Below are 23,536 nucleotides of genomic sequence, written 5' to 3' on the forward strand. Positions count from 1 at the left end.
GTTGTTATTGAGTTGTATCAGGGTATACTGAGTACTAAACAGACAGTCTCTTTAGAGGATGAAAAAATGGATTACAGCACTTCTGATTTATGCGACCACTTTGCAGATGTGGTTGATGTGCTCGAACCAATGTTTATCAATTTTGGTGGACGCCCAAGCTTTAGTGGTCGAGTCAAAACCGTTAAATGCTTTGAAAATAACGAGCTGATCCGCGAGATTTTATCAACCGATGGTACCGACAGCGTGTTATTGATTGATGGTGGTGGCTCAACCCGACGCGCCCTTATTGATATAGAGCTGGCTGAAATCGCATTAGAAAACAACTGGCAAGGCATTATCGTTTACGGTGCAATTCGCCATGTTGATGAACTTGAAGAGCTAGACCTAGGCATTCAAGCAATTGCGTCTATTCCTGTTGCTGCAGATAGTGAAGGTGCAGGTGAAGATGGCATTGGCGTTAACTTCGCAGGCGTATCTTTCTTTGATGACGACTTTGTTTACGCTGATAGCACCGGTATTATATTATCTGCTGAAGAATTAGAGTTAGAAATAATAGAAGACTAATCTCGGTGACAAATTACCTTAAAATTTATGATGAAGCGGCGGTGAGGCACTTATGTGCTCGCCGCGCTAACGAACTTAAAGCTTGGCAAGCCCTTGCCCTTCTCGACACTCAAGTTAATGCCCCACAAGCCCTCATCGATGCAAAACAATTCGGTATTCGCTATGTTTTAGTTGGCGTATGTGAAGATATTGGACCTCGAGCTAACTTAGGCAATGGTGGCTCTGGGCAAGCATGGCAGGCTTTTTTAAAACGCTTTTTAAACCAAACGCATAATCAGTTTTTAAATCATGAACGTGTGCTGCTACTTGGCGAAGTTGACCTTGACGATTTAAACCAACAGGCTATTAACCTTGATAATAAAAACGAAGCAGACTTAGCCAAACTTCGTGAACTGTGCGGCGATATCGACACTCGCGTTGAGCAAGTACTTGCAATGATTTTTGCAGCAGGCCTTGAACCAATTGTAATTGGCGGCGGCCATAACAACTGCCTGGGCATATTACGTGCCCTTAGTAAGCAACATGGCAAACCAGTGAACGCTATTAACTTAGACCCTCATGCTGATTTCAGAGAGTGTGAAGGCCGTCATAGCGGCAATGGCTTTAGATATGCGTACAGCGAAAACCACCTTGCTGATTATCATGTCATGGGTTTACACGAATTTAAAAATAACCAAGCGATTATGGATGCCCTGACTCACGCGAACTTCACGTTTGATAGTTATCAAGACATTCAGGTCCGTCGCAAAGTCGATTTATCTTCAGCATGTAAACATGCTTTAGCTCAGTTTGATAATGCACCGCTTGGAGTAGAATTAGACCTAGACAGCATCTCATTAATGCCTGTAAGTGCTTATACTAACTGTGGTTTCAGTGTTAGTGATGCAGAACATTTTGTGCATTTAGCTGCCAGTCAAACAACCGCTCACTACTTACATTTATGTGAAGGCGCACCATCGCAACACCCAGTAGGTTTAGAAGCTGGAATGAACGATGCCGGCCAAATCATCACAGCCTTGGTGAATGCGTATTTGCAGGCGAGAGAGGCAAGTTAGAAAGAAGCTATGTAACGGCTGATTTTTGGGGAGGTCGGGTCGAACGAAGCGATACTCAACACATAGAAGCGGTCAGACGCGCGAAACAACTCACTAACTTTCAACCTGATAACTGACGGCTGACGGCTCTAACTTCATCCCTGATGCTCTAACCGCCACTGTTTTAACCATGACATCATACCTACGCTGCTAAGCGGGTAATTAAAGTAATAGCCCTGTGCGGCGTAGGTGTTCAGCGACTTAACAAATTTAAGCTGTTCTATGGTTTCTACCCCTTCACAAATTACTTTCGCATTGTTTTGACTGTGCATATCCACCATGCCAGAAACCAGACTGCGAACTTGGCTTTGATGGGCAAAGTCAGCGGTTAGTGATGCAGCCACTTTAATATACTCAACATTGAGGTTAGGTAATTTAGCAAGCCAAATAGGTGTGTCACCAAATCCATCAATACACAATTTGATGCCAATACTACTTAGCCTTGCAACCATAGCTTTACCCTGCTCATCTAAGTTCATAAATAAATCGAGCGGGCATTCAATGATTAAATCACCCGGTTCTAAGTGGTGCTCAGCCATAATGCGATCAACAAACTCGATAAACTCTTCATGCAGCATTTCAGGGCCAAACACATTGATACTAAGAGGTAATTCAATACCTTCCATACGCAGCGCCATAGCTAGTTCGGCAGCGCGCTCAATAACATATGCAGCAACGGGGTAGCTAAGCCCAGCGACACGAATATCATCAATAAATTTATTCGCTGAAAGAATGCCTTGTTTAGGGTGTTGCCAACGCAACAGCAATTCTAAAAATTCAATTTGCTCGTCGCTATTGCGGATAACCGGCTGAAAATACAATTCAAGTTCGCTGGCAAAATCTAGATGTGCTAACTCGCGCAATCGTGCTTGTTGTTCTAATTGCTCGATCATCATTTGCGGGTGATAAGGCACAATTGCTCGCTCAGGGTTTGAGTCAAGGGCAAGGTTGGCAAATGAAATTAGATTTTCGAAGCTATAGTCTGGCTCGTCGCAGTTCACATAACTAGCACGCACTTTCACTTCAATGGTGCAATTAGCAACGTTAAATGGTTTTAGTGTGACTTGCCTAATTTGGCTGATCAACTGCTCGTGAAGATGTTTTTGTTCTTCAAGTGAGCAAATAAACGCAAAATTTAACCCCCCTAAATGCGCCAACTTTTCAGCACTACCTGTATTACTTGCCACACTAAGAACAGCATTAGCATTGAGTTGTTGTTTAATTCGTGTAGCCGATTGTGCTAATAACAAATCACCAAAGTCACGACCAATATGCTGGTTAACATCGTTAAAACCTTCAAGGCGGATCATCACTAGTGCGCAGTTCGCTGAGTGCTCTTCAGTCCATGCAACAAAGCTATTTCTAAGTGCATTACGATCAGGTAAGCCTGTGAGTGGGGTCGCATCTAACTCATCGTGATACAAGGGCTCAACCTCAACCAGCTCTTCATCTTCGGGCTCTTCGTAATTAAAAAAGCCCGAGATAGATAAAATGACAACCGAGAAAACAAGCCAATATAAAGCTATATCGAGTAATAGGTGGGCTGAATATAAAACAGCAAATAAAATAGCACTAGCCACACTCAAAATTATGGCAAGCCAATTTGTGGTACGAAATGCTTGCCATAAATGAAAACATAAACTTAAAGCAAGCAATATAACCAGCCAAGGTAATCCTAAACTTAGGATAGCTAAAGCTAGAACGCCATTAACGACTAGGCTAAGTCTCAAAATAGGATTATGGGTTACGCATAAGGCACAAATCATTGCCATAAAGACACTACCAGCTAAAAACACTGGCACAACATCACTTGTTAAATTTACGAGTTGAGTACTACTCGCTAAACTAAAAATCAATGACATGTAATCCAAACTGCGTAATAAAACTTATCTAACTAAGTCTACCCAAAATCCACAGATTTAACAGTTTATTTACGCCAAACTGGTAACTTAATTGTGCTGGATGGGATATTTGCCAGTGGGCAATATCAGCCCGAGCACCTACTTTTAACACTCCACGGTCATCAAGACCTAAAGCACCTGCGGCGTTGCGCGTTACCCCTGCTAATGCTTGTTCAGGCGTCATGCGGAAAATAGTACATGCCATATTCATCATTAAGTGCAATGAACATAATGGTGAAGTCCCTGGGTTAAAGTCAGTTGAAATAGCGATAGGAACTTGATACTGCTGGAGTAGTTCAATTGGCGGATACTTTGTTTCGCGTAAAAAGTAAAATGCACCAGGCAACAATACCGCAGCAGTGCCTGCTTTGGCCATTGCTTGAATGCCTGCTTCATCTAAGTGTTCAATATGATCAGCAGATAAGCCATTAAATTCTGCAACAAGCTCTGCACCATGTTGATTAGATAGCTGCTCAGCGTGCAACTTAACCGGTAAGTTGTGCTTTTTAGCCGCTTCAAACACACGGCGAGTTTGCTCGTTACTAAAGCCAACGTTTTCACAAAATGCATCAACCGCATCAGCTAAATCAGCCTCAACAACACGGTCAAGCATCTCACCGCACACCAAGTCAATATACTCATCGCTACGGCCTTTATATTCAGGCGGTAACGCGTGAGCACCTAAAAAGGTGGTTTTAACATCAACCGGGTGATTTTCACCGAGTAAACGAGCCACTTCAAGTAGTTTAATTTCGTTTTCGCAATCAAGGCCATAACCCGATTTAATCTCTACCGTAGTCACGCCTTCTGCGTATAACGCATTTAAACGCTCTTTTGCACTAACAAATAAGGTTTCGTGGTCGGCTTCTCGGGTTGCACGTACCGTACTTGCAATACCGCCCCCCTTTGCAGCGATTTGTTCATAGCTTACACCTTGTAAACGCTGCTCAAATTCTTCTGCGCGGCTACCAGCAAATACTAAGTGAGTGTGACAATCAATCAATCCAGGTGTTAACCACTGCCCTTTTGCAGACACAGTTGGCGTGGCTAGTGCGTCAAACTCAGGTAAATCAGTTTGTGCACCTAACCATGCAATTTTGCCATCTTTAACAGCAATAGCTGCATTTTCAATGGCGCCGTATGGTGCATCAACATCAGGATCCATTGTGGCGATATTGGTATCTGTGATCACTAAATCCCAGAGCGCTTGATCATTGTTGGTTATGTGCATTTTTCACCTATCTTGATGCTTGCTAAAGGCTCAGTGTGAGCCTAAATTTAAATTTGTTTAAAGTTTATCAACTCATCTTGTATATACAAGGAAATTATGTCACCTTGTAACATACTGTTAACCCACCTATAAACTTTTCATAATGAACGTTCCTAAGTTTGCGCAAATAAAAGAATTCATTCTGGAAAATATTCAATCGGGAGAATGGCAAGAAAACGATCGTGTCCCGTCTGAAAACGAACTAACTAGTCAATTTCGAGTTAGCCGCATGACAGCTAGGCGCGCACTCTGTGAATTAACCGATGCCGGTATTTTAACGCGCAGCCAAGGCCAAGGTACTTTTGTTGCCAACTTCAAATCACAATCATCACTACTTGAAATCAAAAACATTGCCGATGAAGTTAAAGCACGAAACAGCAACTACAGTTGTACTATTTTAGTGATGGAATCAATTAGCGCTATAGCGCCAATTGCGATTGCTCTGGGTGTCGAGGTCGACAGCCATGTTTATCGAAGTGTGATTGTGCACAATGAAAACGAGCAACCTTTGCAAGTTGAGGAGCGTTTTGTGAACCCAGCTCTTGCTAAAGACTACTTACAGCAAGACTTTCACAGCCTAACACCCCACGAATATTTATCGCAGAATGCTCCACTAACCGAAGCACGTCACACGGTTGAAGCAATTATGCCAAATCCAGAAATGTGTGAATGGCTCAATCTTTATAACGAAGAGCCATGCTTACAAGTGATCCGCCGAACCTGGTCATCACAAGGTATTGTAAGCTTTGCACGCTTAGTCTCACCGGGTAGTAAATACCGGCTAGGCGGTCACCTTACTTTTAAAAAGTAGCTAAATAGGCGTTTGATAAAGAAAATTCAGTGTCTCTATCGCTGAACCATCAATGATTCGTTCGCCTTTATCATGGCTTGTGAAAGTGGGTGGTTGATTGCCTTGCTCAGAACATTTTTGCTGGTAGTAATCCACTTTTGTTGGATGCGCCGGATTGACAACATTATAAATGCTGCTCGCGTTAGACCAATTTTCAAGTACAGCCAAAATCGCCGCTATCACGTCTTGCTGTTGTACCATGTTCACTACCTGCTGACTTGAGCTAGAAAGCTCTTTACCAGCAACAAACTTACCCGGATCGCGCCCAGGGCCAACTAGTCCTGCCAAACGCAATACTTTACCACCGGCATTTAACACTAACTGCTCGGCATCAAATAGCAGTTGTTGGCGCGCTGATTGACAATTAATTTCTGTAGTTTCGTCGTATTGACCATTGTCAGTTGGGTAGACACCTGTCGAGGAGCATAAAATAAAGCCTTTACAATTTAGTTGCTTGGCCAGATCAAGCCCTGCTTGCAAAGTGGCTAGATAATTACTTTTTGAACTGCGGCTACGTGGTGGGATTGCACACACCCACCATGCATTTTCAAGTGAAACATCGTGTTTAAGCACTGTGTCTTCAAGTGCAAACTGACGCTGAAAGTCATATTCATGTTCGCTACTACGGTGTGTTCCCTGCACATGCCATGCTAATTCTTTTGCCTTAATACAAAGTGCTTGGCCTAGCCAACCAGCACCTAAAACTACCAATTTATTCTTTTCAATACTCATTTATACAATAAGTCCTTAGCATTTATTATTAACCTTCACTTAACAGTGTAGCGATTTGGGTGCAAATATGATTAGATAGATAACTCTACCCGATAATAAAAACACGTGCACCTATGTTAAATAACCTCTCTTTACGAAAAAAAATATTACTACTCATCGGCGGGACGATAAGTGTATTACTGATCATCGCCTCTAGTTTTTTTGTTAACCATATTGCTGAGCTATCACGCCAAGCTATTCAACGAGAAGCAGATAGCTATTTACAGAGTGAGCGACTCTCAATGCAAGGTTACTTTGCCAAATACGGTAAAGTTGTACAAACTTTCGTGACAAATCCGCACTTAGTTAATTGGTTCGACAACTGGACTGAACGTGATCAAAGCCTTGATAACCAACCTGGATATGACAGTGTTAACCAAGATTTTGTCCGCATCAGTGGTAACGACGACAACATCTTATCTGCCTTTTTTGCATCTGCAACAACAGGTGAGTATTTTAAAGAAAATGAGCGCACCTCTCATTATAACGGCCAGCCTTATTACGCGTACAAACGAGGTTGGTGGCAAGACGCTTTAAAAATCAACAAACTCTATGTTGGTCCTATTTCTGTAGATCTGACCACCGGGAATGCTTCAGCAGTTGTACAGCAGCCTGTTTATAATAAACAAAATAAACTTGTAGGCTTTGGTGGTGTTGATTTACAGCTTAATAATATTAACGACATGGTTGAAGGCATTCGTTTTAATGGCCAAGGTTTTGGCTTCCTACTAGATGGCAATCAAAAGGTTGTACACTTATCGAAACGCACTGGTCATAAGCTGTCTGTAACTGATGAAGGACCGAATGGTAAAGAAGGCTTAGATGCCCTCGAAAAACAATTTAGCGACACTTCAGGCTTTAGCGAATTAAACCGCGCGATGAAAAGCCAAAAAGATGGTAGCAGCTTTGTTACATTCAAAGGTGAGCAATATTATGTTGTATACAACCGACTTGAGTTAGAAACTCCTTACCTAGATTGGTATGTCGGTATTTTAATACCGACCAGCATGATTGAAGAGCCGGTAAACGATGCGGTGATGACAACGACCACATCTGTGATCATCATTCTCGCGATTATCATTGCGATGATCTTTTGGGCGACGCAAATGATCACCAAGCCTCTAACAAAACTAACTTACATCATGCGTGATATTGCCTCAGGTGATGGCGATTTAACACAAAAAATCGAGATAAAAAGTAATGACGAAGTGGGTCAACTTGCCCATCACATGAATACTTTCATCGATAAGCTACGTGCAATGATGCTTAATACTGCTGCACAAGCAGAGCAGCTAAGCCAAGCTGCTAGCCAGCTGAAAACAGTTTCGCAAAAAACCAACGATGAAATTCAGCAAGAGAAGCAACAAGTAGACAGTGTGAGTGCTGCAGTAACAGAAATGGCAACTACGGTGATGGAGATTTCACGTAACGCTCAGCACACCAATAATGCGGCTGAAGAAGTGCAAACTATTACCGCAGATGGCACTAAGCGCTCGACTCAAGCACAATCAGTGATGACCGCTCTTGCAAGCCACATTGGTGAAGCATCTAAAGTGGTTGCGGGTCTTGAGCAAGAAAGTGGCAATATTGGCGCGGTAGTTGATGTTATCAACTCAATTGCAGAGCAAACTAACTTACTAGCACTGAACGCGGCAATTGAAGCAGCCCGTGCTGGCGAGCAAGGTCGAGGCTTTGCGGTTGTTGCTGACGAAGTTCGTTCACTGGCAAGCCGAACGCAAGAATCAACAGATGATATTCGCAATATGATCAGCCGTTTACAGCAAATTGCTCAACAAGCATCAACCATGATGCAACAAGGTCAAGAGCGTGCTGAGGGTTCAGTTGAGCAAACACAAATTGTATTGCAAGCTCTACAAGATATCGCGCAATCTGTGACAAATGTGCAAGATCAAAGTCATCAAATTGCGACTTCGACAGAGCAACAAACTGTGGTTGCAGAAGATATCAACAATAGCTTGGCAGCGATTAATCACTTAGTGAATAGCACTGCGGATCATGCTCATGAATTGGCGGATGAAGCACGTGATTTGAATGAATTAGCAGCCGCTTTAAATAAGACGGTGAATCAATTTAAGTTATAAAGATAAATTGCTGAAGTAGTTAAAAACCCGATGTCACCTGAAGATGACATCGGGTTTTTATCGTCAGCCTTCCCTGTTATTCGTGGCGCAACCGCTTTCGCGTGTTCCATAAATTCGTGCCACTGTTGCTTGTTCCATAAAGCAACTCCTTTGTCGGTCAATCCTTGTGTTGGTTGCGTTTGTACTTTTTCCATATAGTCTCCTCCTTACGCTAGCTTCATCCTTTTTGGCTCCTGCCTAAGCTTATTCCTTGCTGTCATCTCCATTCACTTTATCCATAAAGCGTTGCCATTGTGCGCTACTCCATAACGCCTTGTTACTTCCTTGTTGTCCTTTGAGCGTAGTTACATTATCCATACTGTAAACTCCTTGCGGTTTATAATCCGTTACTCCTACAGCCTTTCCTTGCTGTGCTCCATTACTCATCCTTGCAGATCAATGCAGTAATTATCGCTTAGCGATGATATACACGGCATGAATCAAACCAGGAATGTATCCTAATAAGGTTAAAAGAATATTAATCCAGAATTGCGCACCTAAACCTACCTGTAAAAATACGCCTAAGGGTGGAATTAAAACTGATAAAATAATACGTATTAAATCCATAACTCACTCCTTGAATTAAATCAGCCCAGCTAAAGCTGGGCTAAAGGGCTTGCTATTATTCAGCAATAATCTTCAATTTATCGATTACTTTATGAACGTCTTCAGCGTTTTCAGCAATGCTTACCGCTAATTGCTTTTCTGCATCAGATTCAACAGTACCATTAAGTGTTACTACACCGTTGTCAGTATCCACATCAATGTCTGTACCACCTACTTCTGAGTTAAATAAATAACGTGTTGTGATTACAGTAGTGATCTTTGCATCGGTTAAGTCGCTTTCTGCTGAATCAGCTTTGTCTGATTTCATGTGCTTAGCTTTCATGTTTTTAACAACAGTTAATTTGTTATCAACAGAGCTAACACCGTCTAGGCTAAGAACCAGCTCTTCAGCAAGTTCTTTATCTAATTCGCTATCAACCTTACCTGTAAGTACAACCTTGCCATTCGTTACATCAGTGTTGATGTCAAAGTTGTTAAGGTTTGTGTTCATAAGAAGCACAGTTTCTGCCTTACCATCAATCCAAGCATCTTTACTTTCATTTTCCCAGCTGCTTGCCTGAGCTGACATGCTAGTTGCACCAATTACTAAAGCGGCAATCATAGATTTGTTAAAAGTGTTCATAATCTTTCTCCTTTTGATTAAAGACAGATTAAGTAATGCGACTATGATGCCAACTATTTATATCTTAATTTTCAATTAGTTAAACATTGATTCAGCGACTGTTTATATTTATTTCGGTAAAGATTTACAAGCTGATCGGTAATAAGTTCACGATGTTGCAAAAATAGCTACTTAGTTGCGAATTTTATTAATCTGTGGTTAATTTAACGAAATTGATTATTAGCCATAAAATTAACCTGTTGATTTATATGGAAATAAAATTTGGCCTAAGCCTTGCTTCATGAATAATAACTATAAAATCACAACAGGGAACTACCATGGCCGTTAAACTTGAAGACCGCCCAATTGATCAAGTAAGAGAAGAAGTAATCGATCAACTCATTTATAACTATAGTCATGCTGTTATTTCAGCTGAAGCATTTGAACGCCGACTAGATCAAGCAATGGCGGCCACCAGCAACGAAGTTCTGGTAGAGCTTGTTGCTGACTTAGAACTAAAAGCTGACATTGACTACAAATCGCATAAGCATGCTCAATTTAAGCCTCATTATAGTCACAGCAGCGATAACGAAAGCCTACACCTTCGTAGTATTCTTGGTTCAAATGAGCGCAGCGGCCAATGGGTGGTACCAAAAGAAATTCACCTGACAAACTGTTTAGGCTCTATCGAACTCGACTTTAGCGAAGCGATCTTCCAGCATCAGCATGTCACTATATATGTAAACTGTATTTTAGGTAACGACGAAATCTACGTACCAGAACATGTCAATGTGGTATCCAAACTGTTTAGTGTAATAGGCAGTGTTGAGAACAAGTCAGTCGCTCTAAACAAAGGTCAAGGTCCAACCATCACCATTGAAGGTAACGTATGGCTAGGCTCAGTCGAGATTTCAGTTAAACGTACTATGAAAGAAAAGTTCATTAGCTTTGCTAACAGCCTAAAAGCCAGTTGGAAAGAAATGAATAAGATGCAATAAAAAAGTCTACTCTTATAAAGCTATTATGTGTGGTAAGGGGTTTGTTCATTTAAACAATACTGACGTCTGAGAGAGCTATAAATACAAAAAACCCAGCCGAAGCTGGGTTTTTGGTATTCTGATAAACGTAAATATTAACGTTTTGAGAATTGTGGACGCTTACGTGCTTTCTTAAGACCCACTTTCTTACGCTCAACTTTACGTGCATCACGTGTAACGAAACCTGCTTTACGAAGTGTAGGACGTAGAGACTCGTCAAACTCCATAAGTGCACGAGTGATACCGTGACGGATAGCACCAGCTTGACCAGTAGTACCACCACCTGAAACAGTGATGTGTAGGTCAAACTTTTCAGTCATTTCTACGTGCTCTAATGCTTGACGAACAACCATGCGAGCAGTCTCACGACCGAAGTACTCTTCTAGAGAGCGCTTGTTGATTACGATGTTACCAGTGCCTGGGCGTAAGAATACGCGAGCACTTGAACTTTTACGACGACCTGTACCGTAGTATTGATTTGCCATGATAGTGCTCCTTAAATGTCTAGAACCTGAGGCTGTTGTGCAGCATGGTTGTGCTCAGTACCCGCGTAAACTTTAAGTTTACGGTACATAGCGCGGCCTAAAGGACCACGTGGCAACATGCCTTTAACAGCTTTTTCGATAATCATTTCAGGCTTTGCAGCTTGAAGCTTGTCGAAAGTAGTAGACTTAAGACCACCTGGGAAACCAGTATGAGCGTAGTACATTTTGTCTTTTGCTTTATTACCAGTAACAGTAACTTTCTCTGCGTTGATAACGATGATGTAATCACCAGTATCTACGTGAGGAGTGTACTCAGCTTTATGCTTACCGCGTAGGCGATGAGCGATTTCAGTAGCGATGCGACCTAAAGTTTTACCTTCAGCGTCAACTACGTACCAGTCACGTTTTACTGTTTCTGGCTTAGCAACAAACGTTTTCATTTATTAAAATCCAATGTTTTTTAATTAAAACCACAGGTAATTATTATTAATTACCGCTCTAAGTTGAATGCTTTAACCCCTTCGAGTTGAAGACTTTAAACCAAAAATTAGAGGCTAAACTAATAATTGGTAATAGAACGCAACGTGGCAGACGCGGGAGTATACCAGCACTCAAACCACATTGCTAGATGATGGTTGTTTTTTATTCGAGAAAATCAGCTAATAAGTGCGCGCGAAATAAATTTCACGCCTACATCAATCGTAGGCGTCACGCTTGCTTGACGCGCCTTACATTCAACACCGTTCGGCTAAAGACTGACGGCTCTTCTAAGCTAAGTGTTCTTTTGCTAAATACTCTAGCGATTGCATTTCTTGTAATCGACTAATACAACGCTTAAATTCAAAGTTTAAGTTACCTTCACTATATAGCTCAGTAATTGGCTTTTCTGCAGAGATAATCAAGGTGACATGACGTTCGTAGAATTCATCCACTAATGCGATAAAACGACGTGCCGCATCATCATTAGCTTGACCTAGCGATTTTACATTAGACAAAATCACCGTGTTATAGAGTCGACTGATTTCCATGTAATCAACTTGACTACGAGCTGTTTCGCACAGCTCGCTAAAATCAAACATGGCAATACAGTCTGATACTTTACGGGTTTTGATCATGCGCCCTTCAATTTCAATTGCCTTGTCGAGCACCCCCGGCTCAGGTGACAACTTATCGAAGTATTCAAATAAATTATCGTCAGCTTGTTTATCAAGCGGGCTATGGAAAATCTCAGCCTGTTCAAGTGTACGCAATCGATAATCAACACCCGAATCAACATTAACGATTTCTGTATTAGCTTTTACCAGCTCAATTGCAGGTAAGAAACGTGCGCGCTGTAAACCGTTACGATACAGCTCATCTGGCACTATATTAGATGTAGCAACGAGCACAATGCCACGTTCAAATAATGCTTCCATCAAGCCACCAAGCAGCATTGCGTCAGTGATGTCTTGAACAAAAAATTCATCAAAACAGATAATGTCTGTTTCTGATTTAAAAATATCAGCTACAACATTTAATGGGTTGCTGGTGTTCTTTAATTTTTTAAGCTCATCATGTACTCGATGCATAAAACGATGAAAGTGCACACGCATTTTACGATCAGTAGGTAAAGCTTCATAGAAAGTATCAACTAAATAGGTCTTACCTCTACCAACTCCCCCCCAAAAATAAAGCCCTTTTATACTCGGCGTGCTATCTTTAGAGAATAGTTTGGCAAACCATCCCTTCGCGGCGGGTTTGTCTGCCGTAAGGTCATCATAGAGTCTTTGTAAGTGACGCACTGCATTTTCTTGTGCTGCATCATGTACAAAGTCTTCACGTTGTAAATCTTGTTGGTATTTCTGCCATGGAGTCATAGGTCGTTACAATAAAACACTGTTAAATTTGCGTAGTATATTAACACGCATCGTATCTCAGGGTATATTAGCCCGCAGTATGATTTCACAATCAAATTAAGCATATTTTAATAATGATTGGACTATAAATGCTTTTAATACCAACGCGCTTAATTAAGAATTATTGCAAATTGGTATGATGCATCTGTTTTTGTTATTTTTTCCCAAAGGGGTAGATTTATGGGCACAATTACCTGGATTGGTATTCTAATCATCGTTGCAATTTCAGCATTTTTCATTGGTGCTTTTGTAACTAAAAAACAATTTAAGCAAGACGAACTAGAACAACAAGTTGAGCAAGCTAACAATGCCCTTGAGCAATACCGCCAAGATGTGGCTGATCACCTAGCTAGCACTGGTAAGCTAGTTTCTAAAATGAAAGATAACTACGACCAGCTGCTAAACCATGTAGAAGAAACAAATAACTTGTTACTGGCTGATAAAAAACAGCATCCAAATGAGCCGTTCTTTTCTAAAGAAACCACGGAGCAATTACAAAACTCATTACAAGACCGCAGAGGCGATCGCTCAAGTGCTGAAGCTCAGCCAGCTGACTATGTTGTTGGTGAAACAGGCTTGTTCACTGGTTCAGAGAAAGTTTCAGAACATTCTAAAGCCTCTTGATGAACTTTTTTTTGACCCCATAGTCTTTAGATATAACAGCTTTATATCTAAACCAAGAAAAGGGCTGCTTATGCAGCCCTTTTTAGTTTTTGCTTTATCTCTGAAGTGGAGTAAACCCGGACTATGAAAATGAAATTATCTGTTATCAGTGCTGCTATTTTATCTTCTAGCTTATTATTAAGCCCTACTATTTCAATGGCAAAGCTTCCTGTTGCTGTAGATGGACAACAATTGCCAACCCTAGCACCTATGCTTGAGCAAATCACACCTGGCGTAGTCAGTATTCAAGTGTCAGGTTCAAAAGAAGTCCGCCGCCGTGCGACACCATTTGATGATTTTTTTGGTGTACCTCGTGGCGGCAGTCAAAAGCGTGAGTTTAGTGGCCTAGGCTCAGGTGTGATCATTGATGCAAAAGAAGGTTACGTGGTAACCAATAACCATGTTATCGAAGATGCCGAAAAAATGGTGGTGACCTTAGAAGATGGCCGCGAATATGAAGCAACTAAAATCGGTAGTGACAAAGAATCAGATATTGCCTTATTGCAAATTGATGCAGAGGATTTAACAGCACTTAAGATTGCTGATTCAGATAAGTTACGTGTAGGTGATTTTGCAGTTGCCATTGGTAACCCATTTGGTTTAAGTCACACAGTAACATCAGGTATCGTCAGTGCCCTTGGCCGTAGCGGTTTAAATATAGAAGGTTATGAAGACTTTATTCAAACCGATGCTGCTATCAACCAAGGTAACTCTGGCGGCGCGTTAGTTAACCTCAATGGTGAGCTGATTGGTATCAACACCGCTATCTTAGGCGCATCTGGCGGTAATGTGGGGATTGGTTTTGCGATTCCATCGACCATGATGAAAAACCTTGTTGACCAAATTATCGAGCACGGCGAAGTGCGTCGTGGCTCATTAGGTATTTCGGGTCGCCCACTTGATGCTGGCCTTGCTAAAGCACAACAACTCGACGTCAAACAAGGCGCCTACGTTATGCAAGTAATGGATGATACCGCAGCAAGTAAAGCTGGTATCAAAGCCGGTGATGTAATTATTAGCGTTGATGGGACTGAAATTAGCGGTTTCCATGAACTACGCAGTAAAATAGCCACTCTTGGTGAAGGCAAAAAAGTTAAGCTTGGCATTTACCGAGATGGCAAAGTCAAAACGGTTAATGTCACCCTAGATGGTGCATCAGCGATCACAGCCGCTGGCGAAGAAACACATCCAGCATTCCAAGGGGCAACTTTAGAAAATACCCAGAAGAGTGATGGTAAAGGTGTTGAAGTTACAGGCGTACAAGCACGCTCTCCTGCGGCACGTGTCGGCCTTGAAGAAGGTGACGTAATTATGCAAGTTAACCGTCAACGCGTAGAAACAATCCGTGACATGAATAAAATCATCGAAAATACCAAAGGTAACATCGTACTAGGTGTTAAACGAGGTAGAGAGCTTATTTTCGTATTAATTCAGTAAACCTAGTTGATAAATCATGAAAAAATAACAGCGGTGCTTGCCGCTGTTATTTTTTTTGTGCCATCATTAAGGGATTGCTCACTGATAATAAGAATACTGTGCTAAAACTTTTTAAATTTATCCTTCCCCCGCTTTTCACTGGTTTAGGCATTGCCTTTTTAGTGGTGTTATTTAGCCCAAGTCTTCGTAGCACGTTGTTACCTGACATGAATTTACCAGTAGCAATGTCATCAGAACACATGAGCTTTGCTGATGCGGTACAAAAAGCAGCTCCATCTGTGGTCACTATTTTTTCAGAAAGTATTTCGAATCAACCTCGCTATAAACGACAAAATACAGTTCAAGCTCTAGGCTCTGGCGTGATCATGACCCAAGATGGCTATATTTTGACTAACTACCATGTAATAAAAAATGCCGACCTAATTATAGTCACACTCTCTGATGGCCGTCGTTTTTATGATGTACAAGTGATTGGCTTTGATACGCAAACAGATTTAGCACTGTTAAAAATCAGCGCCGATCACTTACCGAAAATCCCGGTGAACGATAAATTTAAACCGCGTGTTGGTGATGTAGTATTAGCGATTGGTAACCCGCTTAATTTAGGCCAAACGATTACCCAAGGTATTATAAGTGCCACAGGCAAACAGAACTTAATCGATAGCCCTTACAGTAGTCTATTACAGATGGATGCAGCGATTAACGTAGGCAACTCAGGTGGCGCGTTAGTCAACTCACGGGGTGATTTAGTAGGTATCACGTCGGCGCAGTTTAAAACTCACGAGAACCTCGATATTCAAGGTATTTTCTTTGCAGTACCTTACTCTATTGCCAAAGATGTCATGGATAAGCTGATCAAACATGGTCGTGTAGTACGTGGTTATTTAGGATTTAGTGGCACAGGTATCGATAGTACAGGTAAGGATGTAAGCGACAATTTTACACCCGTTGCGGGGATGCGCATTTCTCAACTTGATCCATTTGGCCCAGCTTGGAAAGCAGGCATTAGAGAAACGGATATTGTTATTAAAATTGGTGGTATTCCTGTAGCAAATCCACAACAAGTACTTGAGAAACTTGCCAACACAGAACCTGGTAAAGAGCTTGAATTTGAAATTTACCGCGATGGTAAAATTTTAAAAGTAATGGTGACCGTAGCAGAGCTCGAAGACGAGCAATAATACCAATTCGCTTAATTAAGTGGTCTATTTTGAGGCAATAAAACCTCGTTGATAACAAGGCAAAAATTTCGTTATTTAGTTGTTCTAAATCAGAAATTTTTAACGCAGGTAGCGACAGGTTTAATCCCTCAAAATGATTAAGTATTATTGCGGATTGGTATAATTACAGAGACATACAGATATAAAAAAGGCCTAACATTTGTTAGGCCTTTTTTATAAGTATTTAGCGATTAGCTAGAACGACGTTTAATGTTTGCACCCAGTGCACTCAACTTGTCTTCGATACGCTGATAGCCACGATCTACGTGATAAATACGGTCAACAATGGTCTCACCTTGAGCAACGATACCGGTAAGGATGAGACTTGCAGAAGCTCGTAAATCAGTTGCCATTACTTGCGCGCCAGATAGGCTTTCGGTATCACCACAAATTGCCGTATTACCTTCCAAGCGGATATTTGCGCCCATACGCTGTAATTCAGGCACGTGCATAAAACGGTTTTCGAAAATCGTTTCTGTGATTGTTGCACTGCCCTTAGCCACCACATTCAAGGCTGTAAATTGCGCTTGCATATCGGTAGGGAAACCAGGGTGTGGCATGGTCTTAATGTTCACCGCTTTTAATTCACGGCCACGCATATCAAGATAAATGCTGTTATCAGTCACTTCAACCAAGGCATTGGTAGCACGCAGCTTTTCAATCACAGGATCAAGGCTATGGTGATCAGTGTTTTTACAAAGCACTTCACCGCCAGCCATTGCCGCCGCGACCAAAAAGGTGCCTGTTTCAATGCGATCGGGAAGAATGCTGTATTCACAGCCCGATAGTGATTCGACACCTTCAATTTCGATGCGGCTTGTGCCTGCCCCGTTGATCTTCGCCCCCATCGCAATTAAGCAATTTGCCAGATCAGTTATTTCAGGTTCACGGGCTGCATTTTCAAGTACAGTTTTACCATCAGCCAGCGTAGCTGCCATTAGTAAGTTCTCTGTTGCGCCAACACTGACCATCTCCATAAAGATTTCAGCACCTTTTAAGCGTCCATCCACCTTGGCATTAATGTAGCCATTTTCGACCTTAATGATAGCGCCCATGCGTTCAAGGCCTTGAATATGGATATCAACCGGACGGGCACCAATCGCACAGCCACCAGGCAGTGAAACCTGCGCTTCACCAAAACGAGCAACCAAAGGGCCTAATGCTAACACTGAAGCACGCATTTGCTTAACCAGCTCATACGGAGCAAGGGTTTTATCAACCGTCGCGCCATCAATGATTAGCTTATCTTGTTGCCACTCAACATTGGCGCCCAGCGTTTTTAATAAGGCTTCTGTGGTGCCGATATCGCGTAAACGAGGAACATTACTAAAAGTACTTTGACCCTGTCCTAAAAGTGCAGCAAAAAGAATTGGAAGAGCGGCGTTTTTCGCGCCCGAAATAGTGACTTCACCTGCCAGCGAGGTGCCACCTTGAATAACAAATTGATCCATGAGGAGGCCCTGCGACTATTGAGGTAAAATGAATTTTTGTTCGCGTTTCCATTCAGTCGGTGTAAACGCTTTGATAGATACAGCGTGGATTGTACCGTCTGAGATTGTTGACATTAACGGAGCATAAACCAACTGCTGCTTCTTCACGCGAGATAAGCCATCAAAACACTCACCAACAGCAATCACTTCGTAGTGGCTACCATTTGCTTTAACAATCACTTCATCTAGTTTTAGTTCGTCGCGTAATAACGTTTCGACTTGGCTTGTTTCCATAAATCTCACTCAAATAGGTTTGTGACCTGACCCAACTGCATCAAGTTTTGCAATTGTTCAGGGCTATTTTGCAGTTCAAGGTGAATACCTTGCTGCTTTAATTCTGCGAAAGAGTGAATTAACCAAGCTAAGCCCGCCGTGTCAACCCTAGATAACCCAGAAAGGTCAAAATACCATGTTTTATGGCTAGAATCTGGCTTGACGTTCAGAAGGCGTTCACGGCCAATTGAATTTCGAGTCAGTTCACCACTGACTCGAAACTGGTTATCTTCAAGTTGAGTAATCTCGACTTTACTCATCGCCACCATTACCTCTAAATTGCACTGGCAGTTGGCTCTTCTGCTCAAGTAAGTCACTAACATAATCTAGACCATGTTGGCGTAAAATACCTTGTAATTCACTTTGTTTAGCATCAAGCAAACTAATACCTTCTGCAATCATATCGTACGCGCCCCAGTCACCACTGCGGTCTTCACGTACTTTAAAGTCGATTCTGATATCAGGTTTACCGGCTTCAACAATTTTGGTTTTAACGACCACCACGTCTTTACCCTTAAATGGTTGTGCCGGAGCAAACTCAACACTTTGGTTAGTGTATTGAGTAAACACGCCAGCGTAGGTGGCAATTAAATACTTTTGGAAAACGTCGATAAAGCGTTGTAGTTCCTTAATCGCTTTCGCTTTTTCATCTTTATCTTCGATTGCACGCACCTTCGACACATGATTACCAAGCACACGTAGTGCAGCATATTTATAATCAATGTAAGGCATCAACTCTTCTTCAACGATAACACGTAAATGCTCTTTGTTTTTTGCAATAATCGGTTGATCTTTAGTAATACGTGCAAAGGTATTATCTGACACCGTACGTACCATTTTATACGGGTCTTTTAAATCAACCGCAGGCTCAGCAGCATGTGTGTTAAGTGAAAACAACACACCAATACATAATAAAAACTTCTTAAACATAATTACTCACCACCTTGGTTGAATAAGAACTGACCAATTAACTCTTCTAAAACAAGCGCTGATTTTGTATCAGTAATGTAATCACCATCTGAAAGCGCTTTGCTTTCAACACCAAATAAATCATCTAAATCTGAATCATGCTCACTTGCAGTTACATCCTCACCCATACAGCGTTGCTCAGCAGACTCAGCTGCAATAACAGGATTAATGCCTAAGTACTGCTCACCTAAAATACCTGATGTTAAAATTGAGATAGATGTTGTGTCTGAAAATTTACATAAATAATTTGCATCAATCGCCATGTTAACGACTGGCACAAACTCTTTCGGGTGAATGAAAATAGACTCAACTCGACCAACAACAACACCACCTACTTTAATAGGTGCTCTGGCCTTTAAAGAGCCAATGTTTTCAAACTTTGCATTTAGTTGGTAAGTTTCACCGCTACCACTAATACCAGCATTGGCAACTTTCAATGCTAGTAATGCAAATGCAGCGATACCAAGGGCTACAAAAAAGCCAACTAAAATTTCTAATTTCCGTGAATTCATCTTTATACCCTAATTAGCTGGTAAACATTACCGCGGTTAAAATAAAGTCAAAACCTAATACTGCCAGTGACGAGTGCACTACGGTCTCTGTTGTCGCTTTACTGATACCTTCAGAAGTCGGAACACAGTCATAGCCTTTGTAAAGAGCGATCCAAGTCACAATCATGGCGAATACAAAACTTTTAATTATGCCGTTAACAATATCTTGTTGGAACGACACTTGTGCTTGCATAATTGACCAGAAGCTACCCGAGTCAACACCTAGCCAATCAACACCAACTAAGTGAGCACCAATAATAGCAACTGCCGAAAAAATCAGCGCAAGCAATGGCATACTAATAAAACCGGCCCAAAAACGCGGCGCAATAATACGCTTAAGTGGGTCGATTGCCATCATTTCTAGACTTGATAATTGCTCAGTGGCTTTCATTAAACCTATTTCAGCAGTAAGCGCACTACCCGCCCGCCCTGCAAACAGTAACGCTGTTACTACGGGACCTAATTCGCGTAACAAACTTAATGCGACTAAAGGCCCTAAGCTATCTTCTGCACCATAACCTACTAGAACGGTATAACCCTGCAGAGCGAGCACCATCCCGATGAATAGGCCTGATACCATGATGATTAAAAGAGATTGCGAGCCCACCATATATAATTGGCGAACAAGTAAAGGCGTGCCTTTTTTGAAGTTAGGCATATTCACTAATGCGCCAAACAGCATTTGTGTTGAACGACCAAGAGCAGCAAACCGGCCTAGCGTCTTGTGACCTAACTTCTGAAATAGATCAAGCATTGTGCACTCCCAATAACTCTTTATCATAAGCAGGAGCTGGATAATGGAACGGCACAGGCCCATCAGACAAGCCGTTTAAAAACTGCTGCACTAGCTCAGATTGATGATTTTGCATTTGTTCAGGTGAACCTTCCCCTATCACCCCCTGATCAGCGATGATGATAACGTGATCAGCAATGCTCAAAACCTCAGTCACATCATGAGTTACTATAAGTGATGATAAACCTAACACCTCATTAAGTGATTTAATTAGCTTTACTAACACCCCCATTGAGATAGGGTCTTGGCCAGCAAAAGGTTCATCGTACATAATCAGTTCAGGGTCCAGAGCAATAGAACGCGCAAGGGCTGCACGGCGAGCCATACCACCAGAAAGCTCAGACGGCATTAAATCTTGTGCACCACGTAAACCGACGGCTTGTAATTTCATTAAAACGACAAGACGAATTAAATCTTCGCTAAGTTGAGTATGTTCGCGCAAAGGAAAGGCGATATTGTCAAACACTGACATATCGGTAAATAAGGCACCGCTTTGGAACAGCATACTCATTTTGGTACGGGCAGCATAAAGTTCCTTGCGAGTCATGCCAGGAATACTGTTGCCTTCAAATAAAATGTCACCAGAATCAGGCTTAAGCTGACCGCCAATTAAGCGTAACATGGTGGTTTTACCAATGCCGCTCGGTCCCATGATAGCGGTTATCTTGCCTTTCGGAATGTTAAAACTCATATTTTTATATATGATTCTATCGCCCCGTGAAAAGGTTACATCCTTGATTTCTACTATTGATTGCGACAAGTCGCTCTCCATAACTTTTTTCACTAGTTTTGCCATTTTAAGGGTTTTTTAGTCAATATGGAAAAAACAAATCGTAAAATTTTGTAATATTTCCTATCAATAAATTCTAAAGCTAGCTGCAAAGAACTTAATCACACCTGAAATTTAGATTCCTCGCCCAGCACGCTTTATGCTTGCCAGCTCATTCTTTTACTTATACTTTCAGTTTCGCTTTTGTTACTATTTGCAGTCATCTGTATAAGTAATGTTGGCGTATCACAATGGTGACTTCTTTTGTCATTTTAATTATTGGTTTTGCTGCACTCGTTTGGAGTGCCGATCGGTTTGTTTATGGGGCGGCTGCACTCGCAAAAAACATGGGGATCCCCACCCTAATCATTGGTTTAACCGTAGTAGCTATGGGCTCATCTGCGCCTGAAATGATGGTATCAGCATCAGCAGCTCTAGCTGATAAAACAGATACTGCAGTAGGTAATGCGGTTGGTTCTAACATCACCAATATCTTACTTGTACTTGGTGTTACTGCTTTATTGCGTCCTCTTTCAGTATCATCTTTGACGCTTAAACGCGAAATGCCACTCGTACTGTTAATCTCTGTAGCAGCTTGGTATGTGTTTTCAGATAACTATTTTTCATTCACTGAGGGCATTGCATTGATGGTTGCCTTTGCTGTATTCATTGGTGGCTTAGTGATCGTCTCACTGCGCGCGAAAAACCAAGATGATCCTTTTGTCAGTGAAGCATGTGAAGATGTCCCGAACGACGTGAGCACAAAATCAGCCGTATTTTGGTTAGTCATCGGCATGATTTTATTACCTATTAGCTCGCATTTTTTAGTTGGGTCGGCGGTTGATATTGCAAAATATTTTGGTTTATCTGATCTCGTTATTGGCTTAACCATCATTGCCATTGGTACCAGCTTACCTGAGCTAGCAGCCTGTATTGCTGGGGTTCTAAAAAACGAAGACGATTTAGCACTGGGTAATATCGTTGGCTCAAATATCTTCAATTTACTCGCTGTATTACCACTTGCGGGCATTATCAACCCTTCAATTATTGACCCTTCTGCGGCAAACCGCGATGCACTTATTATGATTGCAGCAACCGTTGTATTGATGGCCATGTCATTGAACTTTAAAGGTGCTCGTCGTATCAATAGAGTAGAAGGTGGCTTCTTGTTAGTCGCATTTATTGCATATCAGGGCTATATTTTTAGCCAAATAGGATAATCAATGACACAACAAAGCTTTATCGCGCAAGGTAAGCGCGTACTCGAAATTGAAGCACAAGCCTTACAAGAAATTGAGCAATATATAAATCAAGATTTCGATAAGGCTTGTCAATTAATGTTCCAGTGTACAGGCCGTATCATTGTTATCGGTATGGGCAAGTCAGGCCACGTTGGTAATAAAATTGCGGCGACCCTTGCAAGTACTGGTACACCCGCATTTTTTGTTCACCCTGGTGAAGCAAGCCACGGTGATTTAGGCATGATCACTCATGATGATGTAGTGATGTGTATTTCTAACTCTGGTGAGACCAGCGAAGTACTAAGCATAATTCCTGTTATTAAGCGCATTGGCGCAAAGATGATTTCACTAACAGGTAATCCAGATTCAACCATGGCAAAGTTATCTGATGTCCATGTTTGCATTAAAGTAAGTAAAGAAGCATGCCCGTTAGGCCTAGCACCAACTGCTAGTACAACAGCAACATTAGTTATGGGCGATGCAATAGCCGTTGCGTTACTTGAAACGCGTGGTTTTACAGCTGACGATTTTGCACTTTCGCATCCTGGTGGCAGTCTAGGTAAACGTTTATTACTAACATTAGATGATGTTATGCACGCAGGCGATGCCACCCCAATCGTTAACGAAACGCAAAGCATTAAAGATGCGTTAATTGAAATGTCAGCCAAGGGCCTTGGTATGACTGCGGTAATAGGTGCAGACAAAAAGTTAGCCGGATTATTCACCGATGGTGATTTACGCCGTATTTTAGAGCAGCGCATTGATATCCATAGTACTGCTATTAGTCAAGTGATGACTCGTTCATGTACTACTGCGCGCCCTGACATGCTTGCAGCTGAGGCATTGAACATTATGGAACGTAAACGTATCAATGGTTTAATTGTGGTAGATCATAGTAATACGCCTATTGGTGCCCTTAATATGCAAGACCTATTAAAAGCAGGAGTTCTTTAA

Annotated in this window: 26 protein-coding genes; 10 read left to right on the forward strand and 16 right to left on the reverse strand. The window is 41.7% G+C overall.

What is annotated here, in order from left to right:
* Positions 1-66 precede the first annotated feature (66 nt).
* Both rraA and HCZ11_RS14180 read left to right on the forward strand, forming a co-directional pair.
* Entirely contained in the window at positions 67-564 is a 498-nt protein-coding gene (rraA, locus tag HCZ11_RS14175; protein WP_054552822.1) for a ribonuclease E activity regulator RraA, read from the forward strand.
* Between the two features lie 5 nt (positions 565-569).
* A complete protein-coding gene (locus HCZ11_RS14180) occupies positions 570-1,619 on the forward strand; it encodes a formimidoylglutamase (protein WP_167658728.1) in 1,050 nt (349 codons plus the stop codon).
* 134 nt (positions 1,620-1,753) lie between these two features.
* Here HCZ11_RS14180 and HCZ11_RS14185 read toward each other — a convergent pair whose 3' ends face one another.
* A complete protein-coding gene (locus tag HCZ11_RS14185) occupies positions 1,754-3,430 on the reverse strand; it encodes a GGDEF domain-containing phosphodiesterase (protein WP_167658742.1) in 1,677 nt (558 codons plus the stop codon).
* Positions 3,431-3,548: 118 nt separating this feature from the next.
* Positions 3,549-4,790: an imidazolonepropionase gene (hutI, locus tag HCZ11_RS14190; protein ID WP_167658729.1), complete on the reverse strand. Its 1,242-nt coding sequence runs from the start codon at positions 4,788-4,790 to the stop codon at positions 3,549-3,551.
* Positions 4,791-4,932: 142 nt separating this feature from the next.
* On the opposite strand from hutI, the gene hutC reads away from it, so the two are divergent.
* Entirely contained in the window at positions 4,933-5,640 is a 708-nt protein-coding gene (gene hutC, locus HCZ11_RS14195; protein WP_167658730.1) for a histidine utilization repressor, read from the forward strand.
* On the opposite strand, the gene HCZ11_RS14200 is transcribed toward hutC, so the two are convergent.
* On the reverse strand, positions 5,641-6,411 hold the full coding sequence (locus tag HCZ11_RS14200) for an NADP-binding protein (RefSeq protein ID WP_167658731.1): 771 nt from the start codon (positions 6,409-6,411) through the stop codon (positions 5,641-5,643).
* 113 nt (positions 6,412-6,524) lie between these two features.
* Between HCZ11_RS14200 and HCZ11_RS14205 the strand changes: the two genes are divergently transcribed.
* Positions 6,525-8,552, forward strand: a complete 2,028-nt coding sequence (locus HCZ11_RS14205) for a methyl-accepting chemotaxis protein (RefSeq protein WP_130049814.1) — start codon at positions 6,525-6,527, stop codon at positions 8,550-8,552.
* On the opposite strand, the gene HCZ11_RS14210 is transcribed toward HCZ11_RS14205, so the two are convergent.
* From HCZ11_RS14210 to HCZ11_RS14220, 3 genes are all read right to left on the reverse strand, one after another.
* Positions 8,537-8,746 carry a hypothetical protein gene (locus HCZ11_RS14210; protein ID WP_130049815.1) on the reverse strand — a complete coding sequence of 70 codons (210 nt, stop codon included), beginning with the start codon at positions 8,744-8,746 and terminating at the stop codon, positions 8,537-8,539. The two genes, HCZ11_RS14205 and HCZ11_RS14210, sit on opposite strands and share 16 nt — an antisense overlap.
* Positions 8,747-8,999: 253 nt before the next feature.
* Positions 9,000-9,158 carry a YqaE/Pmp3 family membrane protein gene (locus HCZ11_RS14215; RefSeq protein WP_064971745.1) on the reverse strand — a complete coding sequence of 53 codons (159 nt, stop codon included), beginning with the start codon at positions 9,156-9,158 and terminating at the stop codon, positions 9,000-9,002.
* A 55-nt stretch (positions 9,159-9,213) separates the two neighbouring features.
* Positions 9,214-9,780: a BON domain-containing protein gene (locus HCZ11_RS14220; RefSeq protein ID WP_167658732.1), complete on the reverse strand. Its 567-nt coding sequence runs from the start codon at positions 9,778-9,780 to the stop codon at positions 9,214-9,216.
* 317 nt (positions 9,781-10,097) lie between these two features.
* Between HCZ11_RS14220 and HCZ11_RS14225 the strand changes: the two genes are divergently transcribed.
* Complete coding sequence (locus HCZ11_RS14225; RefSeq protein ID WP_130049817.1) at positions 10,098-10,757, forward strand: LiaF domain-containing protein; 660 nt, start codon at positions 10,098-10,100, stop codon at positions 10,755-10,757.
* 134 nt (positions 10,758-10,891) lie between these two features.
* Here HCZ11_RS14225 and rpsI read toward each other — a convergent pair whose 3' ends face one another.
* The 3 genes from rpsI to zapE form a co-directional block, all read right to left on the reverse strand.
* Positions 10,892-11,284: a 30S ribosomal protein S9 gene (gene rpsI / locus HCZ11_RS14230; protein WP_095209788.1), complete on the reverse strand. Its 393-nt coding sequence runs from the start codon at positions 11,282-11,284 to the stop codon at positions 10,892-10,894.
* A gap of 8 nt (positions 11,285-11,292) precedes the next feature.
* Positions 11,293-11,721: a 50S ribosomal protein L13 gene (gene rplM, locus HCZ11_RS14235; RefSeq protein ID WP_130049818.1), complete on the reverse strand. Its 429-nt coding sequence runs from the start codon at positions 11,719-11,721 to the stop codon at positions 11,293-11,295.
* Between the two features lie 327 nt (positions 11,722-12,048).
* Positions 12,049-13,137, reverse strand: coding sequence for a cell division protein ZapE (zapE, locus tag HCZ11_RS14240; RefSeq protein WP_130049819.1), 1,089 nt, complete (start codon positions 13,135-13,137; stop codon positions 12,049-12,051).
* A gap of 219 nt (positions 13,138-13,356) precedes the next feature.
* Here zapE and HCZ11_RS14245 point away from each other — a divergent pair, with 219 nt between their 5' ends.
* The 3 genes from HCZ11_RS14245 to HCZ11_RS14255 all read left to right on the forward strand — a co-directional run bounded on the left by HCZ11_RS14245 (position 13,357) and on the right by HCZ11_RS14255 (position 16,457).
* The gene (locus HCZ11_RS14245; protein WP_130049820.1) at positions 13,357-13,800 is read left to right on the forward strand and encodes a YhcB family protein; all 444 of its coding nucleotides are present in this window, start codon (positions 13,357-13,359) and stop codon (positions 13,798-13,800) included.
* 123 nt (positions 13,801-13,923) lie between these two features.
* Entirely contained in the window at positions 13,924-15,276 is a 1,353-nt protein-coding gene (locus HCZ11_RS14250; protein ID WP_130049821.1) for a DegQ family serine endoprotease, read from the forward strand.
* Positions 15,277-15,374: 98 nt separating this feature from the next.
* Positions 15,375-16,457 carry a trypsin-like peptidase domain-containing protein gene (locus tag HCZ11_RS14255; RefSeq protein ID WP_167658733.1) on the forward strand — a complete coding sequence of 361 codons (1,083 nt, stop codon included), beginning with the start codon at positions 15,375-15,377 and terminating at the stop codon, positions 16,455-16,457.
* A gap of 230 nt (positions 16,458-16,687) precedes the next feature.
* On the opposite strand, the gene murA is transcribed toward HCZ11_RS14255, so the two are convergent.
* Genes murA through HCZ11_RS14290 form a run of 7 tightly spaced genes read right to left on the reverse strand, consistent with a single transcriptional unit; the run spans position 16,688 to position 21,344 of the window.
* Positions 16,688-17,947, reverse strand: a complete 1,260-nt coding sequence (gene murA, locus HCZ11_RS14260; RefSeq protein WP_167658734.1) for a UDP-N-acetylglucosamine 1-carboxyvinyltransferase — start codon at positions 17,945-17,947, stop codon at positions 16,688-16,690.
* A gap of 15 nt (positions 17,948-17,962) precedes the next feature.
* The gene (locus tag HCZ11_RS14265; RefSeq protein WP_054554171.1) at positions 17,963-18,220 is read right to left on the reverse strand and encodes a BolA family protein; all 258 of its coding nucleotides are present in this window, start codon (positions 18,218-18,220) and stop codon (positions 17,963-17,965) included.
* A 5-nt stretch (positions 18,221-18,225) separates the two neighbouring features.
* Entirely contained in the window at positions 18,226-18,519 is a 294-nt protein-coding gene (locus tag HCZ11_RS14270; RefSeq protein ID WP_130049824.1) for a lipid asymmetry maintenance protein MlaB, read from the reverse strand.
* A complete protein-coding gene (locus tag HCZ11_RS14275) occupies positions 18,512-19,189 on the reverse strand; it encodes a phospholipid-binding protein MlaC (protein WP_130049825.1) in 678 nt (225 codons plus the stop codon). Before HCZ11_RS14275 ends, HCZ11_RS14270 begins: the two co-directional genes overlap by 8 nt.
* 2 nt (positions 19,190-19,191) lie before the next feature.
* Positions 19,192-19,740 carry an outer membrane lipid asymmetry maintenance protein MlaD gene (gene mlaD, locus HCZ11_RS14280; RefSeq protein ID WP_130049826.1) on the reverse strand — a complete coding sequence of 183 codons (549 nt, stop codon included), beginning with the start codon at positions 19,738-19,740 and terminating at the stop codon, positions 19,192-19,194.
* A gap of 13 nt (positions 19,741-19,753) precedes the next feature.
* Positions 19,754-20,533: a lipid asymmetry maintenance ABC transporter permease subunit MlaE gene (gene mlaE / locus HCZ11_RS14285; protein ID WP_130049827.1), complete on the reverse strand. Its 780-nt coding sequence runs from the start codon at positions 20,531-20,533 to the stop codon at positions 19,754-19,756.
* The gene (locus HCZ11_RS14290; RefSeq protein WP_167658743.1) at positions 20,526-21,344 is read right to left on the reverse strand and encodes an ATP-binding cassette domain-containing protein; all 819 of its coding nucleotides are present in this window, start codon (positions 21,342-21,344) and stop codon (positions 20,526-20,528) included. The genes mlaE and HCZ11_RS14290 overlap by 8 nt, the downstream gene beginning before the upstream one ends.
* Before the next feature lie 248 nt (positions 21,345-21,592).
* Between HCZ11_RS14290 and HCZ11_RS14295 the strand changes: the two genes are divergently transcribed.
* Positions 21,593-22,561, forward strand: a complete 969-nt coding sequence (locus HCZ11_RS14295; protein WP_130049828.1) for a calcium/sodium antiporter — start codon at positions 21,593-21,595, stop codon at positions 22,559-22,561.
* A 3-nt stretch (positions 22,562-22,564) separates the two neighbouring features.
* On the forward strand, positions 22,565-23,536 hold the full coding sequence (locus tag HCZ11_RS14300; protein ID WP_130049829.1) for a KpsF/GutQ family sugar-phosphate isomerase: 972 nt from the start codon (positions 22,565-22,567) through the stop codon (positions 23,534-23,536).

It is taken from the genome of Pseudoalteromonas sp. HF66, from assembly GCF_011806445.1.
GTDB classification, from domain to species: Bacteria; Pseudomonadota; Gammaproteobacteria; order Enterobacterales; family Alteromonadaceae; genus Pseudoalteromonas; species Pseudoalteromonas apostichopi.

Bases quoted from the DNA above. Each gene is read 5' to 3' on its own strand.
- rraA (WP_054552822.1), top strand. From the start codon at position 67: ATGGATTACAGCACTTCTGATTTATGCGACCACTTTGCAGATGTGGTT.
- HCZ11_RS14185 (WP_167658742.1), bottom strand. From the start codon at position 3,430: ATGGCAATGATTTGTGCCTTATGCGTAACCCATAATCCTATTTTGAGA.
- hutI (WP_167658729.1), bottom strand. From the start codon at position 4,790: ATGCACATAACCAACAATGATCAAGCGCTCTGGGATTTAGTGATCACA.
- hutC (WP_167658730.1), top strand. From the start codon at position 4,933: ATGAACGTTCCTAAGTTTGCGCAAATAAAAGAATTCATTCTGGAAAAT.
- HCZ11_RS14200 (WP_167658731.1), bottom strand. From the start codon at position 6,411: ATGAGTATTGAAAAGAATAAATTGGTAGTTTTAGGTGCTGGTTGGCTA.
- HCZ11_RS14205 (WP_130049814.1), top strand. From the start codon at position 6,525: ATGTTAAATAACCTCTCTTTACGAAAAAAAATATTACTACTCATCGGC.
- HCZ11_RS14210 (WP_130049815.1), bottom strand. From the start codon at position 8,746: ATGGAAAAAGTACAAACGCAACCAACACAAGGATTGACCGACAAAGGA.
- HCZ11_RS14215 (WP_064971745.1), bottom strand. From the start codon at position 9,158: ATGGATTTAATACGTATTATTTTATCAGTTTTAATTCCACCCTTAGGC.
- HCZ11_RS14220 (WP_167658732.1), bottom strand. From the start codon at position 9,780: ATGAACACTTTTAACAAATCTATGATTGCCGCTTTAGTAATTGGTGCA.
- HCZ11_RS14225 (WP_130049817.1), top strand. From the start codon at position 10,098: ATGGCCGTTAAACTTGAAGACCGCCCAATTGATCAAGTAAGAGAAGAA.
- rplM (WP_130049818.1), bottom strand. From the start codon at position 11,721: ATGAAAACGTTTGTTGCTAAGCCAGAAACAGTAAAACGTGACTGGTAC.
- zapE (WP_130049819.1), bottom strand. From the start codon at position 13,137: ATGACTCCATGGCAGAAATACCAACAAGATTTACAACGTGAAGACTTT.
- HCZ11_RS14245 (WP_130049820.1), top strand. From the start codon at position 13,357: ATGGGCACAATTACCTGGATTGGTATTCTAATCATCGTTGCAATTTCA.
- HCZ11_RS14250 (WP_130049821.1), top strand. From the start codon at position 13,924: ATGAAAATGAAATTATCTGTTATCAGTGCTGCTATTTTATCTTCTAGC.
- murA (WP_167658734.1), bottom strand. From the start codon at position 17,947: ATGGATCAATTTGTTATTCAAGGTGGCACCTCGCTGGCAGGTGAAGTC.
- HCZ11_RS14265 (WP_054554171.1), bottom strand. From the start codon at position 18,220: ATGGAAACAAGCCAAGTCGAAACGTTATTACGCGACGAACTAAAACTA.
- HCZ11_RS14270 (WP_130049824.1), bottom strand. From the start codon at position 18,519: ATGAGTAAAGTCGAGATTACTCAACTTGAAGATAACCAGTTTCGAGTC.
- HCZ11_RS14275 (WP_130049825.1), bottom strand. From the start codon at position 19,189: ATGTTTAAGAAGTTTTTATTATGTATTGGTGTGTTGTTTTCACTTAAC.
- mlaD (WP_130049826.1), bottom strand. From the start codon at position 19,740: ATGAATTCACGGAAATTAGAAATTTTAGTTGGCTTTTTTGTAGCCCTT.
- mlaE (WP_130049827.1), bottom strand. From the start codon at position 20,533: ATGCTTGATCTATTTCAGAAGTTAGGTCACAAGACGCTAGGCCGGTTT.
- HCZ11_RS14290 (WP_167658743.1), bottom strand. From the start codon at position 21,344: ATGGAGAGCGACTTGTCGCAATCAATAGTAGAAATCAAGGATGTAACC.
- HCZ11_RS14295 (WP_130049828.1), top strand. From the start codon at position 21,593: ATGGTGACTTCTTTTGTCATTTTAATTATTGGTTTTGCTGCACTCGTT.
- HCZ11_RS14300 (WP_130049829.1), top strand. From the start codon at position 22,565: ATGACACAACAAAGCTTTATCGCGCAAGGTAAGCGCGTACTCGAAATT.